The organism is uncultured Agitococcus sp. (assembly GCF_937920075.1).
Lineage (GTDB): Bacteria > Pseudomonadota > Gammaproteobacteria > Pseudomonadales > Moraxellaceae > Agitococcus.
Map to the genome: position 1 here is coordinate 1 of NZ_CALETI010000340.1, position 17,011 is coordinate 17,011.

General features: G+C 38.9%; 16 protein-coding genes. 8 read left to right on the forward strand and 8 right to left on the reverse strand.

Annotation, left to right across the window (positions count from 1 at the left end; translation table 11 throughout):
• The 6 genes from sohB to Q0212_RS11840 form a co-directional block, all read right to left on the reverse strand.
• Positions 1-642, reverse strand: a 642-nt coding sequence (gene sohB, locus Q0212_RS11820; RefSeq protein ID WP_297925739.1) for a protease SohB, incomplete at its 3' end; no start/stop codon positions are given.
• 108 nt (positions 643-750) lie between these two features.
• A complete protein-coding gene (gene nudC / locus Q0212_RS11825) occupies positions 751-1,560 on the reverse strand; it encodes an NAD(+) diphosphatase (protein ID WP_297925741.1) in 810 nt (269 codons plus the stop codon).
• On the reverse strand, positions 1,560-3,236 hold the full coding sequence (locus Q0212_RS11830; RefSeq protein ID WP_297925742.1) for a hypothetical protein: 1,677 nt from the start codon (positions 3,234-3,236) through the stop codon (positions 1,560-1,562). Before Q0212_RS11830 ends, nudC begins: the two co-directional genes overlap by 1 nt.
• Before the next feature lie 205 nt (positions 3,237-3,441).
• Entirely contained in the window at positions 3,442-4,152 is a 711-nt protein-coding gene (gene dnaQ, locus Q0212_RS16835; protein ID WP_367175926.1) for a DNA polymerase III subunit epsilon, read from the reverse strand.
• A 2-nt stretch (positions 4,153-4,154) separates the two neighbouring features.
• Positions 4,155-4,595: a ribonuclease HI gene (gene rnhA, locus Q0212_RS16840; RefSeq protein ID WP_367175928.1), complete on the reverse strand. Its 441-nt coding sequence runs from the start codon at positions 4,593-4,595 to the stop codon at positions 4,155-4,157.
• Positions 4,596-4,603: 8 nt separating this feature from the next.
• On the reverse strand, positions 4,604-5,359 hold the full coding sequence (locus tag Q0212_RS11840; protein ID WP_297925745.1) for a methyltransferase domain-containing protein: 756 nt from the start codon (positions 5,357-5,359) through the stop codon (positions 4,604-4,606).
• Here Q0212_RS11840 and gloB point away from each other — a divergent pair, their 5' ends adjacent.
• The 8 genes from gloB to Q0212_RS11880 all read left to right on the forward strand — a co-directional run bounded on the left by gloB (position 5,360) and on the right by Q0212_RS11880 (position 15,824).
• The gene (gene gloB, locus Q0212_RS11845; RefSeq protein WP_297925747.1) at positions 5,360-6,133 is read left to right on the forward strand and encodes a hydroxyacylglutathione hydrolase; all 774 of its coding nucleotides are present in this window, start codon (positions 5,360-5,362) and stop codon (positions 6,131-6,133) included.
• Positions 6,134-6,362: 229 nt separating this feature from the next.
• Positions 6,363-8,537, forward strand: coding sequence for a LysM peptidoglycan-binding domain-containing protein (locus Q0212_RS11850; protein WP_297925749.1), 2,175 nt, complete (start codon positions 6,363-6,365; stop codon positions 8,535-8,537).
• Positions 8,538-8,606: 69 nt separating this feature from the next.
• The gene (locus Q0212_RS11855; RefSeq protein WP_297925751.1) at positions 8,607-10,424 is read left to right on the forward strand and encodes an extracellular solute-binding protein; all 1,818 of its coding nucleotides are present in this window, start codon (positions 8,607-8,609) and stop codon (positions 10,422-10,424) included.
• 105 nt (positions 10,425-10,529) lie between these two features.
• Positions 10,530-11,627 carry a microcin C ABC transporter permease YejB gene (locus tag Q0212_RS11860; RefSeq protein ID WP_297925753.1) on the forward strand — a complete coding sequence of 366 codons (1,098 nt, stop codon included), beginning with the start codon at positions 10,530-10,532 and terminating at the stop codon, positions 11,625-11,627.
• A 2-nt stretch (positions 11,628-11,629) separates the two neighbouring features.
• Positions 11,630-12,649: an ABC transporter permease gene (locus tag Q0212_RS11865; protein ID WP_297925756.1), complete on the forward strand. Its 1,020-nt coding sequence runs from the start codon at positions 11,630-11,632 to the stop codon at positions 12,647-12,649.
• Entirely contained in the window at positions 12,624-14,240 is a 1,617-nt protein-coding gene (locus Q0212_RS11870; RefSeq protein WP_297925758.1) for an ABC transporter ATP-binding protein, read from the forward strand. Before Q0212_RS11865 ends, Q0212_RS11870 begins: the two co-directional genes overlap by 26 nt.
• A 62-nt stretch (positions 14,241-14,302) precedes the next feature.
• A complete protein-coding gene (locus tag Q0212_RS11875) occupies positions 14,303-15,022 on the forward strand; it encodes an alpha/beta fold hydrolase (RefSeq protein ID WP_297925760.1) in 720 nt (239 codons plus the stop codon).
• 13 nt (positions 15,023-15,035) lie between these two features.
• Positions 15,036-15,824: an enoyl-ACP reductase gene (locus Q0212_RS11880; protein WP_297925762.1), complete on the forward strand. Its 789-nt coding sequence runs from the start codon at positions 15,036-15,038 to the stop codon at positions 15,822-15,824.
• Between the two features lie 34 nt (positions 15,825-15,858).
• Here Q0212_RS11880 and Q0212_RS11885 read toward each other — a convergent pair whose 3' ends face one another.
• Positions 15,859-16,203 carry a YkgJ family cysteine cluster protein gene (locus Q0212_RS11885; protein WP_297925764.1) on the reverse strand — a complete coding sequence of 115 codons (345 nt, stop codon included), beginning with the start codon at positions 16,201-16,203 and terminating at the stop codon, positions 15,859-15,861.
• Between the two features lie 86 nt (positions 16,204-16,289).
• A partial coding sequence (locus Q0212_RS11890; protein ID WP_297925767.1) for a porin occupies positions 16,290-17,011 on the reverse strand: 722 nt, incomplete at its 5' end.

A 17,011-nucleotide genomic window follows, 5' to 3' on the forward strand; every position in this document is an offset into this window, starting at 1 on the left:
ATCAATGTCCCACTTATCTAATAAACGATGAAAGTTTGGTAACTGAGCCACAACACCGATCGAGCCAATCACCGCAAAAGGTGCAGCAATAATGGTGTTGGCCAAACAAGCCATCATATAACCACCACTAGCGGCTACTTTATCGACACAAATGGTTAGTGGTAACTGATGCTCACGCAGTCTTGCTAATTGGGATGCGGCTAAACCATAACCATGCACCATGCCACCAGGGCTTTCTAAATTAACCACCACTTCGTCTTTGTCTTTATTAGCAATGCTTAAAATTGCGGTAATTTCTTGACGTAAATTCTCAGTTGCAGAAGCACGAATATCACCATTAAAATTAATTACATATACGCGTTTCTTATCGTCATTTGTTTGCTTTTCTTTGCTTTTTTCTTGATCTTTTTGGCTTTTAAAATAGGCTTTTAAGGCATTTTTATCTAATACTGCCATCCGTAAGGTATTAGCAAAATGCTCTAAACGCTCATTTAAAGGCATCACCTCAATATCACCATCTTCATCATGATGACGACGACGCTCGCCAACATTGGCAATAGTGACAATGATAAACAAAGCAGCGACAACAACCGTCACGACTTTGGCCAAAAACAATCCATACTGTAACAGTAAATCAATCATGCAGATGATCCTAGAAACACATTAAATTCTGACGATTTTAAACAGAAAGCAGATAAAATTTGTTGGCGTTTTGTGTGCAACCACAAAAACACCAACTTTTATTGGCGACTAGATACGTGGATAACGCTGTGCTAATTCAGCAACAGTGGCATTAATGACTTGTGTGGCAATACTGCCTGCGGGTGGAATTTCTGGTAAATCATCATAAGGGAAAAATTGTGCATCCATAATTTCTTCCTCTTGTAACACAATATCACCACCTACCCACTCGGCTTGAAAAGCCAACATCAGGTTATTGGGAAACGGCCAAGATTGACTGCCAAAATAACGCAGATTTTTAACTTGCACACCAGATTCTTCAAACACTTCACGAGCAACTGCTTGCTCTAAGGTTTCACCTGCCTCAACAAAACCCGCCAACAGGCTATACATAGGACGATTAAAACGTTGGGCACGCGCCAACAAAATACGATCGTCTTTGGTAATGGCCACAATAATACAAGGATTAATACGCGGATATTGAGAATATTGGCAACTCGGACAAACTAACGCGCGCTCACCTTGAGGATGAGGTACGGTTGCTGTGCCACAACGACTACAGAAGCGATGACTGTGCGCCCACTCTAAAATTTGTGAGGCTGTACCCGCTAAAGAAAATTGATCACTGTTAATACACGTTAACAAGGAGCGTAAATGCTTAAATTGATAGCCATCAGGAGCAAGCGCATCATCTGACAATTTTGCAGTATAAATAGTTTGACCATCATCTTGGATGACAAGGTGTTTATATTGCAAATAAGACTCTAAATTACCATCCAATTGACTCGGAAAGCTAAAGTCTTCATAACTCACTAATAATTCTTGACCTTTAAATAACAGCCAGAGGGTCAGTTCTGGCTGTATGTTTGAGCTTGTCATTAAGCAGCTTTTCTCTTAGCAATGGGATAACCCAATTCGGCCATCGCATCTTCGCCAATAGTAAACACTTCTTCGCTGACAGGTTTATTTTCTTGTAAACTTTCTAAATAATAGTCTACACAAGCAATCACATCAGCAAAGTTTTCAATAATACTCATTGCTGGCATTTTTTTACTTAACGCCCACGCATCCACAAAATTAGCGGCAGCACGTAAAATAGCAGCACCACGTGGAATTAACAAAAACTCTAAACCGCCACTCACTGATTGTAAGGTTGTTGGAATATTTGATAAGTGCATGGGATCTTCACCATTACCTTCCAAATAAGACAACACTGATCGTTTGACCAATTCAATACCTGAGCGACTTTCCTGCACCAACATACCGCGTGCTTCGTCTAATTGATGGAGAGAAATACGAGTATTATTAACAATTGTTTGCGCTCCAGGAGACATTTCTTTATCTAGTGTTGCAACAGCATTATCTGCTTGTAACAACACATCGAATAATAGATTTAATGCGGCCTCTGTGGGAGTGTCCGTCCATTGTGCGACAACATTTGCCTGTGCGCGCAAAGAATTTGCTGCATCGTTTAAACCTAGCATAATCAGCGTTTGAGAAGATTTTAGGATAGCATCAGAAACAGTTTGGTAGCTTTCTTCCTCTTGTTGAGAGCCACGAGCGATTACATCTAATACTTCTTTGATACGAGCAATATCTTCTTTTAAGACAGTAGCAACAGTTTTAATGACTGACCCACCAGGCCCATACATCGCTTCCTGCTGCGCCTTTAATTGACTTTGGCTAATACAAGAACTGGATAAATCAAAAGCTCTTTGTACTTCTTGAACTTTAGCACCTGTTTCACCCAAACCAACCACTGCTAAGCTATTAGCCAATACTGCCATATCTACAGGCTGATTAAGCCCTTGTGGCAAAACCAATAACTTTAATTGTTGCTCCAACTGCGCTAATAAACGTTTACGCGCTGGGTTTAACTCCACACCTTGAGAAAAAGCTTCTAATGCTGCCTCTCCCACCCACCACAATAAAGCTAAAGGCTTACCTGTGCATAATTGAGTTGCACGCTCCAAAGCGCGGCGCATTAAGCGAAAATGAACAGGTTGGGCTTCATCTTTTAATAAATTAATTGTACCGATTTGATACATCAAACGAATACGTTTTGCCAAAGCAACTGCTTGACTATTATCTATTGCTAAGGGTTCAACGATGTTACTATCAGGTAAAAAAGGTACATCTAAGAAATAACCTTCACCTAAGGGCGGTAAACCTAAAGCATAACGACATTCATTAATTGAAGAAATTAATAATTGTGGCAAATTCACCGCTTTAATTTGCACATATTCCAAATAACGCCCCAATACCATCATGCCACTGCCTAAAGCAGAATAGTAAATATCAGGTGTTTTTTCTTGTAAGTCATTTACTTGGCGCAATAATGCAAATAATACTTCAGCAAGTTCAGCAGCACCATGAATATCTATTAGGCGTAATGCGCCATAGACTTGCTCCATTTGCTCTACAGACTCTGCTAAAGGCCCATTATTAGCGTTATCTTCAACAAAAGTACTAAGCGCACCCTCTATTTGTGTTAAAGAGGCATCAACTTCGGTCTTAATTAAATTTAATGCGGTTACATCTATTCTTGGAAGCATGGGTTCCTTCCTGTATCGTTTGATTTTAATAGGGTCTGTTTAAAAAAAATTTATAACAAAAATAATGCTTTTATGGATTCTAAGCTAGTCTAATTTGTACCATAGTTCTTTATTGTTGTTAACTATTTCACAATTTTAGACCTAAATTAACTCTCAGCATTATGGATTGTTTCACTTGGAGTGTACTTATACCATCTTTATTTATTTAAGCCAACTGACGCCATACACAACTTCCACCACAAGCTTTATCAATAATACCTAAACGAGCTTCATGTTCGCTCAATTCTTGCTCATTAGCCTTAATGACTTTTAATGGCAAACGATTTGCAGATAAACGTTGAATGACTTCTTGTTGGCCACCCTCACCATCTGCATCATCGTGCAAACTCAAACCTACTTGACCACCTGTCATGGCCAAATACACATCGGCTAATATTTCAGCATCTAATAATGCACCATGATAAGTGCGCTCACGATGATCTGCGCCATAACGTCTTGCTAATGCATCCAAATTATTTTTTTGCGCTGGATGTTTTTGTCGTGCCAACACTAAGGTATCTAAAACCTGACAAATACCCACAATCGTAGAAAAACTATTATCTAGAAGTTTAAATTCATGATTGATAAAACCAATATCAAACGGTGCATTATGAATAATTAATTCTGCACCTGAAATAAACTTCATAAACTCTTGAGCAACATCAGAAAATCTAGGCTTACCAATTAAAAATTCATTAGTAATACCATGTACTGCAATCGCTTCTTGTTCTATTTCACGATCAGGTTGCAAATAGTGGTGAAAACTACGGCCAGTTAAACGCCGATTTTCTAATTCTAAACAACCAATTTCAATAATCCGATGGCCATCACTAGGACTAATACCTGTGGTTTCAGTATCTAATACAATTTGTCTCATCTTTATTTACCTAACAATTCATCTATTGCCTGATTAGCCAATTGGTCTGCAACTTCATTACCATATTCACCTGCGTGACCTTTCACCCATCGCCAATCTATGTGATGACGATTAGCTTCTTGATCTAACATTTGCCATAAATCTTGGTTTTTTACGGGTTGATTACTGGCTGTACGCCAACCTTTTGCCTTCCAACCTGCTAACCATTCGCTAATGCCTTTTTTGACATATTGTGAGTCTGTCCATAAGATGACTTCACAGGGTCTTTTTAGAGCTTTTAAGGCTTCAATACTGCCCATCAATTCCATACGATTATTAGTGGTGTTTTCTTCACTACCGTATAGGCGTTTTTCTGTACCTTGATAAATCAACAATGCTCCCCAACCACCAATACCTGGATTACCTCGACACGCACCATCAGTATAAATCTCTATTTTTTGCATATATTCACTCAATTTTCTGCTAATAATGGGGCTGGCATTAATGGCAATAAGGGTTTACGTAGGCGTATAGGAGTCATACAAGATTCTTTTTTTTGCGCCAAGATAATATAACTTGCTCCACCATGAGACCAATATTTTGCGCCCACAAGCTCTAACCATTGGAAATATTGACGTAAAGTATCTTGCGCTATAGGTGGTTTAAAATAGGCAGACTCTACCCCTACTACATCAAAATCTAATAAAGTTAGCCAATCGGCCAAACGTTGCGCACTTAAAGAACGTCTTAGCCATGGTGTATTAGACCACGGCAAACGACAAAAACGCCACAATCCCCATAAACTCCACGGATTAAAACCAACAATAATCAAATAGCCATCAGGAATAACCACTCGACAAGCCTCGCGTAACACCGCATGAGGACTTTTGGCAATATCTAATAAATGGTGAATGAGTACTACATCCATACTATTTGTTGCTAAAGGTAATTGCTCTGGTAAGGCTAATAATGGTGATAGACCGTGAATAGTCGCTAAATGTTTATCGGCAACGATACGATGCGCAATACGACTGTGTTGTAATAAATGACAAGGCACGACTTGCCCCAATTGCAAGGCATGATACCCAAAAAAATCAGGTAAAATATGACTTAATATCTGTTGTTGAGCAGACAAAACTTCTTGTCCTAACGGACTCCCAAACCAATCCGCTAATTGATGTCTATTATCTAAACGGGCATCAGGTTGCCAAATATGAGGTAGTTTCATATGTTAAAAAATATCGCTGTGCCGATGTTTAACGATAATTATTTATGGCTATTAATTTCACCACAAAAAACGGTTATCGCTGTAGATGTAGGAGATTACGCGCTATTAGCGACTTATTTGCAAGCCCACAATTTACAGTTAACGACAGTATTTATCACTCATCATCATCATGACCATATTACTGGCCTTGCTGAGTTACATAAACATTTTCCAGACGTAACAATTTATGCAGCAAAGAATATTAACTATGCCACACGAATATTAACAGGTGGAGAACTGCTAAATATTTCAGATTTTGGTCGTTTTTTGGTGTTAGATGTTAAGGGACATACGGCTATTCATTTAGCATTTTATCACTTACAACAACAATTATTATATTGTGGTGATAGTTTATTTAGTGGTGGCTGTGGCCGTATTTTTCCTGATGGTAATGCCGAACATCTTTTTGATTCTTTACAAAAGATTGCTTTATTACCCAATAATACTCAAGTTTGTGCTGCCCATGAATATACGCTAGATAATTTAAAATTTGCTCGGCACATAGAACCTAATAATTTAAAACTACAACATTATCAAAATATTTGCCAATTACGCCGCAAAGAAAATTTAGCAACGTTGCCCAGTTTATTAGCCACTGAAAAAGAAATTAATCCTTTTTTACGTTGCCATCTATTAAAAGAACGCATGCAAACATTAACTCATCAAACTTGCTTAACCAACAAATCAACATTTTGTACGCTGCGTGCTTATAAGAATAATTGGCAGCCCAATTAAAAACAGTTGTCAAAATCAACATTTTGTTCAATATACGTGCATTTTGCCGCACTTCGTTACAGTTTAGTTGTATTTCATTATGGTTTTTCTTGCCTGAGAAGTTAAGTCTCGTAAAATTATAGGATTGCCCTTTAGATTAGGCTTACCCTTATTTATTCATAACTTTACTTACGCACTGATTTAGTATTTAGCGTAGGGAATCTATTTTTTAATTTTTGGAGTATCTCCGATGCAATATTGGCTCACTTTCCGCAAATCTGCCCAAACTGCGGCATTATTTGCTCTCGTTAGCCTCGTATTGACCGCTTGTACTGCCCCTGTCAAAACTAATCAAGTTGCTCAACCTATTACTGCAACACCAAGCAGTAAAAAAACCAATGTTGTATCTGCATTTTTTGGTGAAAAACCCAGTAATGACCAACAAGATGCAGAAACTGATCCTAATTACTACGACACGACGGGTGTTGTTGCTAGTCAAGATGACATTGATGAATTATTAGGTGTGACTGAGATGGAAGCTGCCACACTCAGTCCTGAAGATTTAGCAAAATTTGGTGATGTGTGGGAACGTACTCGAGCAGGTTTTAAATTAGAGGCCATCGATAACGAAAGAATTGCTGCCCAACGAGGATGGTTTGGAAAACGTCAAGATTACCTTGATCGAATGACTGCTCGTGCTAGCCATTATTTGTATCACACTGTAACCGAAGCAGAAAAACTAGGAATTCCTACCGAATTAGCCTTATTACCTATTATTGAAAGCTCTTATGATCCCTTTGCCACTTCACCAGCCCAAGCTGCTGGTTTATGGCAATTTATTCCAGGCACAGGCAAAATTTATGGTTTGCGTCAAACATGGTGGTACGATGGTCGTCGTGATGTTTTAGAGTCAACACGTGCCGCTTATAAGTTTTTAACGCAACTTTATAATAAATTTGGCTCTTGGGAATTAGCACTAGCCTCTTACAACTGGGGACCTGGCAACGTACAAAAAGCGATTGATCGTAACCTTGCTGCTGGTTTACCAACAGATTATTGGTCATTACGTATGCCTGCTGAAACAATGGCCTATGTTCCGCGCTTCTTAGCTGTTGCTCAAATTGTTAAAGATCCTACTGCGTTTGGGGTACGTTTAAAACCGATTGTTAATAAACCTCACTTCCGTGAAACTTATGCAAAAAACCAAGTGGATTTGAGTGCTGTTGCCAAAATTGCTGGACTAACTACCAAACAACTTTATCAGCTTAATCCTGCCTATATGCGCTGGGCAACCAATCCTGACGGCCCACATCGTATTTTAGTGCCTACTGAGACCACAGAAGCTTTTGAAGAGTTATTGGCAGGCTTACCTGCACCAGACCGCTATATCACCGTCACTAAGCGTTATGTTGTGCAAAAAGGTGATAATATTTATCGAATTGCCGCTAAATTTGATACCACAGCAGCTAACTTAAAACGTTTAAACGGCAGTGTTATTAGCAAAAAAGGTAAAGTTGCTGTTGGCAAAAGTTTAGTGATTGCCAAAGTACGTACTTTAGTTTCAGGCGAGAATGTCGCAAGCGAACAATTGGTAAATCCTGCTGCTGAACGTCTTGCACAGTTAGAAAAAACTGAACAAAACAAAGCCAAAGAGCAAGAGAAAGAATCTCGTCCTAAAATCTCTAACAAGAATTATGATGATGACGAAGATATGCCAATGCGCAAGTCTTATCATAAAGTACGTGCAGGTGATACCCTATTCTCTATTGCCAAACGCTATGATGTGAGCATTAAAGAATTAGCCGATTGGAACGATTTAAAAGCTAAGAGCGGCGTAAAAACAGGCATTAAATTAGTTGTTTATAAAGAGGACACTCGCTCTAACAAAAAAGCTAAAAAAGATGACGATAAAGATACGAAAATTGCGAAAAATGACGATGACAAAGCTTCAAAATCTTTTCACAAAGTTCGTAAAGGTGACACCCTTAGCTCTGTTGCTAAACGCTACAAAGTCAGTGTCAAAGACATTGCTGCTTGGAATGATTTAAAACCAAAGAGTAGCTTAAAAGCTGGCCTTAAGTTAACCATCTTAAAAGCGGATGAAGAAAAAGAAAATCGTCGTGCTAAAAATGATGACGAACCTAAAGTCGCTAAAAAGTCTAAAAAAGACCAAGATAACAATGATGATGATGTCAAAGTCGCCAAAAAAGGCAAAAACAAAGCCAAAGTTGACGATGATGACAAACGCGTTGCTAAAAATAAAGAACGCGTGAAACGTATTAGCTACGAAGTGAAACGTGGAGATACATTATATTCTATCAGTCAACGTTATAATGTCTCGGTCAGTCAAATTAAAACGTGGAATAAAGCCACCAAAAACTTGAAACCGGGTCAAGACCTTGTTTTATATTTAGCAAAAAGCTAAATTCTTTGAAAGCAATGTCTTCCAACCGCCGCTCTATGCGGCGGTTGTGTTTTTAAATATGGAACAAATATGAAAAAAATTATTATTAGCCTACTCTGTGCATCTTTTGTGACGCCAAGTTTTGCAGCAACTGAAATCAGCACATCTATTGCTTTACATGGCAAACCTCTGCTACCTAGCAACTTTAGTGCTTTTACTTATGCCAATGCCAATGCCCCCAAAGGTGGTGATTTACGTTTAGCCTCTGTGGGTGGTTTTGATAGCACCAATCCGTTTATTGATAAAGGTAATGCTATTGATGGCACACAATATTTGTATGACTCATTAACAGTAGCTTCTTTAGATGAGCCATTTAGCCGTTATGGTTTATTAGCCGAAAAAATCGAACGTGATCCCGAAGACTATAGTTGGATCATTTATCACATCAATCCTAATGCTAAATTTAGTGATGGCAAACCAGTCACTGCCGAAGATGTTGCCTTTACTTTTAATATTCTCAAAAAAGACGGTGGAGCAAGTATTAAGAATTATTATGGTGATATTGAAAAAGTTGAAGCCATTGACAAATTAAAAGTTAAATTTAGTTTTAAAAATAAAAATAATCGTGAAATTGGCTTAGTGGTTGGCGAACAATCTATTTTTCCCAAACATTACTGGCAAGGTCGAAGTTTCAATGCCACCAATTTAGATATTCCTATTGGCAGTGGTCCTTATATTTTAAGCAAAATTGATGCAGGGCGAAGTGTCGTTTATACCCGTAATCCTAATTATTGGGCTGCTAATTTGCCTGCCAACAAAGGCCGATATAACTTTAATAGTATTACTTATATCTCTTATCGAGACACTACTGTTACTTTAGAAGGCTTTAAAGCTGGTCAATATGACTTTAGAATTGAGAATAAAGCCAAAAGCTGGGCAACTGATTATAACTTTCCAGCCATTAAACAAGGACTGGTCAAAAAATATGAGCAAAACAATGCCCTACCTCAAGGTATGCAAGGTTTCGCCTTTAATTTACGCCGTCCATTATTTCAAGATGCACGAGTTCGCCAAGCTTTAGCCTATGCCTTTGACTTTGAATGGAGCAACAAAGCCTTATTTAATAATGCTTATACGCGTAGCAAAAGCTATTTTGCCAACTCTGAATTAGCAGCAACAGGTTTACCGACAGGTGCAGAATTAGCCTTATTAGAACCTTATCGCAAACAATTACCAGCCAGTGTATTTACCAACACTTATGAGCCACCAAAAACTGATGGTTCAGGTAATAATCGTGCAAATTTAATGGCTGCTCAACAGTTATTGGCTAGCGCAGGTTGGACAGTTAAAAATGGCAAGTTAACTAACAGCAAAAATGAAGAATTTAAATTTGAAATGTTATTGGTTATGCCTGATTTTGAACGTGTGGTACAACCCTTTAAACAAAACTTAGCGCGTTTGGGTATTGATATGAGTATTCGGGTGGTTGATATGCCACAATACATTAACCGTGAACGTAGTTTTGATTTTGATATGGTGGTTGAAGGCTTTCCTCAATCCCTGTCACCAGGTAATGAGCAACGCGGCTTTTTTGGCTCTAAAGCGGCTGATAGTTTTGGCAGCCGAAATATAATTGGCATCAAAAGTCCTGTTGTAGATGCTTTAATTGAAAAAATCATTGGTGCAACCACACGCGAACAATTAGTGACCGCCACCCGCGCTTTAGATCGGGTGTTATTAGCAGGACATTATGTTATTCCTCATTATTACACAGGTAAGTATCGGATCGCTCATTGGAATTATTTAGAGCAACCCACGGTGAAGCCTAAATATGGCTTAGCCATTGATTTTTGGTGGGCAAATCAACAAAATTTAGCTAAAGTACGCGCCGCTCAAGGGAAAAAATAGGCGTTGACTCCGTTCAGCCAAGGTAAAAATGCACCCTGAGCACAGTCGAAGGGTCATTTTTACTGATTTATTCAAATAGCTAAAAGAAAGTTGGAGTATGTACTTGTGTTTGCTTATGTTTTACGGCGTTTATTGTTAATTATTCCTACCCTGTTTGGCATATTATTAATTAACTTTGTCATTACCCAAGCAGCACCCGGTGGTCCTATCGAACAAGCCATCGCCAAAATTCAAGGATTAGAAGCTGGCAATCGCGCAACTGGCAGCACTCAAGGTGATGTGAGCAGCCAAAGCACCAGCTCATCTGCCAATAATAATCAATCCAATTATCGTGGCGCACAAGGTTTAGACCCACAACTGATTAAAGACCTCGAAAAACAATATGGTTTTGATAAAACGGCTAGCGAACGTTTTTACTTACTGATTAAAAATTATCTGAGTTTTGATTTTGGTCAAAGCTTTTTTAGAGATGCTAGTGTTATTGATTTAATTAAAGAAAAAATGCCTGTCTCCATTTCTTTGGGTTTATGGAGTACCTTAATTGTTTATTTTATTTCCATTCCTTTAGGCATCAAAAAAGCCATAAAACATGGCTCACGTTTTGATGTTGCCACCAGTAGTTTAATTATTGTCGGTTATGCCATACCCGGTTTTTTGTTTGCCATTTTATTAATTGTGTTATTTGCAGGTGGCAGTTATTGGCAAATTTTCCCAATGCAAGGTTTAGTCTCAGAAAACTTTGATCAACTCTCAACAGGTCAAAAAATCTTAGATTATGCTCACCACATGGTCTTGCCCACCATTTGTTTAACCATTGGCGGTTTTGCTACTCTAACCATGCTCACCAAAAATGCTTTTTTAGATGAAATTCATAAACAATATGTCACTACCGCTAAAGCTAAAGGGCTAAATGACAGTCAAGTGTTATATGGTCATGTTTTTAGAAATGCGATGTTAATTATTATTGCTGGCTTTCCTGCGGCATTATTAGGCGTATTTTTTACTGGCTCATTTTTGGTTGAAGTCATTTTTAACTTAGATGGTTTGGGTTTATTAAGTTTTGAATCAGTGATTAACCGTGATTACCCTGTTATTTTTGGCACTTTATTTATTTTTACTCTGATTGGTTTAGTGCTGCGTATTATTAGTGATGTGACATATATGTTAGTTGATCCACGCATTGATTTTAATAGTCGGGGATAATCATGGCACTATCTCCTCTTAATCAACGCCGTATTGCCAATTTTAAAGCCAACAAACGTGGTTATTATGCCTTATGGCTATTTTTAGTGCTTTTTGTATTTAGTTTATTTGCCGAATTTTGGGCAAATGATAAACCGTTATTAGTGTCTTATAAAAATAACTATTACACACCTATTTTTAAAGATTACCCCGAAACCACCTTTGGCGGCACACTTAACAGTAACACCGATTATCGTGACCCTTATGTTGCGGGTTTAATTAATGAGCAAGGTTGGATTATTTGGCCACCGATTCGTTTTAGTTATAGCACCATTAATTACAACCTCACCGTCCCTGCACCTGCGCCGCCTTCTGCCGATAATTGGCTCGGTACAGATGACCAAGGCCGAGATGTCTTGGCGCGCATTATTTATGGTTTCAGAATTTCAATTTTATTTGCTTTAACCTTAACCATTGGTAGCTCCGTGGTTGGTATTATTGTTGGGGCAATACAAGGCTTTTATGGCGGATGGGTTGATTTAATTGGTCAACGAATTATTGAAGTATGGTCTGGCCTACCGATGTTATTTATGCTGATTATTATGGCTAGTCTAGTTGAGCCTAATTTTTGGTGGTTGTTAGGTTTAATGTTGCTATTTAGCTGGACAGAACTGACAGGATTAGTTCGTGCTGAGTTTTTACGTGGTCGCAATTTAGAATATGTTCGCGCCGCACGCGCTTTGGGACTCAGTGATAGCAAGATTATGTTTAGACACATTTTACCCAATGCAATGGTTTCTACCCTGTCTTTTCTCCCCTTTATTTTTACGGGTGCGATTGGTTTATTAACCTCTCTAGACTTCTTAGGTTTTGGTTTACCCGTTGGCTCACCGTCGTTGGGTGAATTAGTTGCCCAAGGCAAAAATAATATGAGTGCGCCTTGGTTGGGTTTATCGGCTTTTTTTACTTTAGCCATTTTATTAACGCTTTTAGTTTTTATTGGTGAGGCGGTACGTGATGCCTTTGACCCCCGCAAACAATGATCCACTATTAGTGGTCAACGATTTACATGTGCGCTTTTATAATACAGGCACACAAAGCACTGAACCTGTAAAAGGTGTGAGCTTTAGCCTTCATCAGGGTGAGATGTTAGCCATTGTTGGTGAAAGTGGTTCGGGTAAATCCTTAACTGCGCAATCTATCATGAGATTATTACCCGATTCAGCACGTTATCAAGGGCAAATTTTATTTAATAGTGAAGATGTCTTAACCGTTCCTATCGAACGTTTACAACAATTACGCGGTGATAAAATTGGCATGATTTTTCAAGAGCCAATGACCTCACTTAACCCGTTACATACCATCGAAAAGCAAATTAGCGAAAATATCCTGCAACACCAACAACTCAGTAAAGCACAAGCGCAACAACGCACCTTAGAATTACTAAAAGAAGTTGGCATTCCTGAGCCTGAAAAACGTCTTAACAGCTATCCACATGAGTTATCAGGCGGTCAGCGGCAACGGGTGATGATCGCTATGGCCTTAGCCAATAATCCTAAATTATTGATTGCTGATGAGCCAACCACTGCCCTTGATGTGACATTACAAGAGCAAATTTTGCATTTATTACAACAGCTACAAGCCAAATTTGGTTTAGCGGTGCTGTTAATTTCCCATGATTTAAGTTTAGTTCGTCGTTTTGCTCAACGTGTTGCGGTCATGCAGCACGGTTTAATGGTCGAAATTAAACCCACACAGCAGTTATTTGCTGAACCTGAACATCCCTACACCCAAATGCTCTTAGCCGCTGAACCTGATGGTCAACCTACTCCTGTCGCCGAACACGCTACCACTATACTCAAAATTGACCAACTACGTTTATGGTTTCCCATTAAACAAGGTTTTTGGCAACGGGTGGTTGGTCATATTAAAGCGGTGGATGGTATTGATTTACATCTCAAAGCAGGCGAAACCTTGGGTGTGGTCGGTGAAAGTGGCTCTGGCAAATCTACCCTTGCCTTTGCCATTACCCGACTCAGCCCTATTACCGAAGGGACGATTATATTTGCAGGTCAAGACATTGTGACTTTGTCACAAAAACAACTTCGTCCGCTACGCAAAGATTTACAAATTGTTTTTCAAGACCCTTATGGCAGCTTAAGCCCTCGTTTAAGTGTGGGTCAGATTATCAGTGAAGGCTTAGAATTACTTGGTTTGGCCAAAGAGGAACAAGAGCAACGGGTGATTGAAGCATTAACTGCCGTTGAGCTTGATCCCAACTCACGTCATCGTTATCCCCATGAGTTTTCGGGCGGTCAACGTCAACGCATAGCCATTGCGCGTGCGCTGGTGCTAAAACCAAAGTTATTAATTTTGGATGAACCCACCTCAGCACTGGATAGAACCGTACAAAAACAAATCGTCTTGTTATTACGTCGCCTACAAAGCGATTATGGCTTTGCCTGTATTTTTATTAGCCATGACCTAAAAGTAGTCAAAGCGGTCAGCCACCGTGTGTTAGTAATGCGGCATGGCGTGATGATTGAAACGAATGATACTGAGCAATTATTTAATCATCCTCAACAAAGTTATACGCAACAATTATTGCAAGCAGCTTTTGCCAATAGTGCTTAAATGCAGCTAATTACGTTAAAATAAGGAACTGTTTTTTTGATATGGCATCAAGGATTTAAAGGATGAAACTGATTATTGCATTATTGTTTTTGGTATTGCAGTCTATGGCTTATGCTCAAGAATGTGTGGTATTACTTCATGGTTTAGGTCGCTCTACGTGGTCAATGCGACTAATGGCAAACACCTTAGAAAAACAAAAATATTTAGTGATTAATCAAAATTATTTATCTCGAGAAAAATCTATTCCTGAACTTGCACAAATTGTTGGTGAAACACTTCAACGTTGTGAAAAACTCCAACCAACGGCTATTCATTTTGTCACGCATTCTCTAGGTGGCATTTTGGTGAGAGCTTATTTTCATCAACACCCTACTCATCCTTTAGTTAAACGTGTGGTGATGTTAGGTGCACCCAATCGTGGCAGCGAGGTTGTTGATAAATTTAAAAATAGTTGGTGGTTTAAATGGATGACAGGGCCAGCAGGACAACAATTAGGCACAGACCGTCACAGCTTAGTTCATCAATTACGACCATTGCCCTTTGAAGTGGGCATTATTGCAGGTAACTCTAGCTCTGATCCGTGGTTTGCAGCGTTATTTAGTGGTGCAAATGATGGTAAAGTTTCTGTCGAAAGTACCAAACTGACCGAAATGAAAGATTTTATAGAGGTAGAGAACGGTCATACTTTTATGGCAAACTCGCGCAACGTAATTAATCAAGTCAGTGCTTTTTTGGCAACAGGCTCTTTTATCAAAAAACAGCATCTTGCCACTCGCAAATAAATTGGAGCCAATTATGGGTTTTATGAACGGTAAACGCGTGTTAATTGTTGGTGTCGCTAGTAAATTATCTATTGCTTATGGTATTGCCGCAGCCATGCATCGTGAAGGCGCACAATTAGCCTTTACCTATCAAAATGAAAAACTAAAAGCACGCGTTGAAGAATTTGCTGCTAATTTTGGCTCTAATTTAGTATTTCCTTGTGATGTGAGTAATGACAACGAAATTAATCAGTTATTTATCAATCTTGGTCAACAATGGGATAGCTTAGATAGTTTGGTGCATTCGGTTGCTTATGCCCCTGCCGATCAATTAGAAGGTGATTTTACCGATGTCACCACCCGTGAGGGCTTTAGAATGGCACATGATATTAGCAGCTATAGCTTAACGGCACTGACAAAGGCAGCAAAGCCATTACTGGTAAAAGCACAAGGTAATGTGATTACTTTAACCTATCAAGGCTCAGAGCGTGTTTTGCCCAATTATAACGTCATGGGTTTAGCCAAAGCCTCTTTAGAAGCCAATGTGCGTTATTTAGCTTCCAGCTTAGGCCCTTTGGGTGTGCGCGTGAATGGCATCTCTGCAGGCCCTATTCGCACCTTAGCCGCTAGTGGCATTAAAAACTTTAGAAAAATGCTTGCTTATAATGAAGCTGCTACACCTTTACGCCGTAATGTCACTATTGAAGAAGTAGGCAATGCTGCTGCATTTTTATGCTCTTCATTAGCCTCTGGCATTAGTGGTGAAATTTTATATGTTGATGGTGGTTTTAATACTACGGCAATGCCTGCTGGCGAGATTTAACCGTGTATGATGACTTACGTTGCAATAACGTAAGTCACTCCAAATTCACAATAGGCAATAACCCATATTTAGCACGAGCTTTAGTACAACGATCATCAATATTGCCCTGCTCATCAATAATATTAAACTCTCGGCAAGTGCTTGAGCGTTGAGGATAAATTGCACAAGAAACAGTCTCACCAATAGTTCCTATCAGTGCAATACAACGCGGATTAGTTTGATTTGTTCCCTTCATACAACTATAAAAATTATTAATATTTTCTGTTAATTCAATCGGAACGCCATTTTCTTGCCCTAAAGTGGTTTCTGCCCAATAAAATGATACTCTAAAATTTCCACAACATGCTCCACATGTTAAACAAGGATTTTTTTGGCTCATAACAATTCTAAAAACAAATTAGGTTAACATTACAAAATAAATAACGCCCCAATTGGGGCGTTATAATCAAATAAAGCTTTTAGTAATTAGAAACGTGTTTCCATACCAAAACCGATATATGTTGCGTCTGAATCAGTAGATTTAGCACCAGCAGCAGGAGTACTTTCCATATTACTGCTTGCCAAATTAGCAAATGCTTTCGTTGCTTGAGTAAAGTTATAATCAACACCTACACCAATCAATGTTGTATCATCTTCTGTACCACCACCCATATCATGGTTTGCAACCAACACCTCACCACGAACTGTTACTGCATCCATTTTATAAGAGCCACTAAACACCATCGCCGTTTCTTCGTCAGTTTGACCAGCCCCTAAGTTACTTGGCTCAGCCATTTGATACATGGCACTAATGGTCGCATCACCCATTTTGTAACGGGCATTAAAACGCATTGCATCCATATTCATCACTTCTTTATCCATTGCAAAGGATAAATACAAGTTATCATCTTCATAACTTAGTGCAGTAGAGATGGCATCAGCAATATGATTTTCACAAGGATTATATGCTGCTTTTTTTGGTGTTGCAGGAACTAAGCAAAGAGATTTCTGATCATCTGCATTCTTCTCGCCTGGCTGTAAAGTCAAGTTTACCCCAAACACATCTAAAAACTTAGGTGATACATAGTTAATCGAATTTTCTAAACGATTTTGGCCATAAATAAATTTACCCATATCTAAACGAGCCATATCGTTAAATACATCAATATCATCCTCAGCATTTTTTAATGGAGAGTCAATATTGCCCA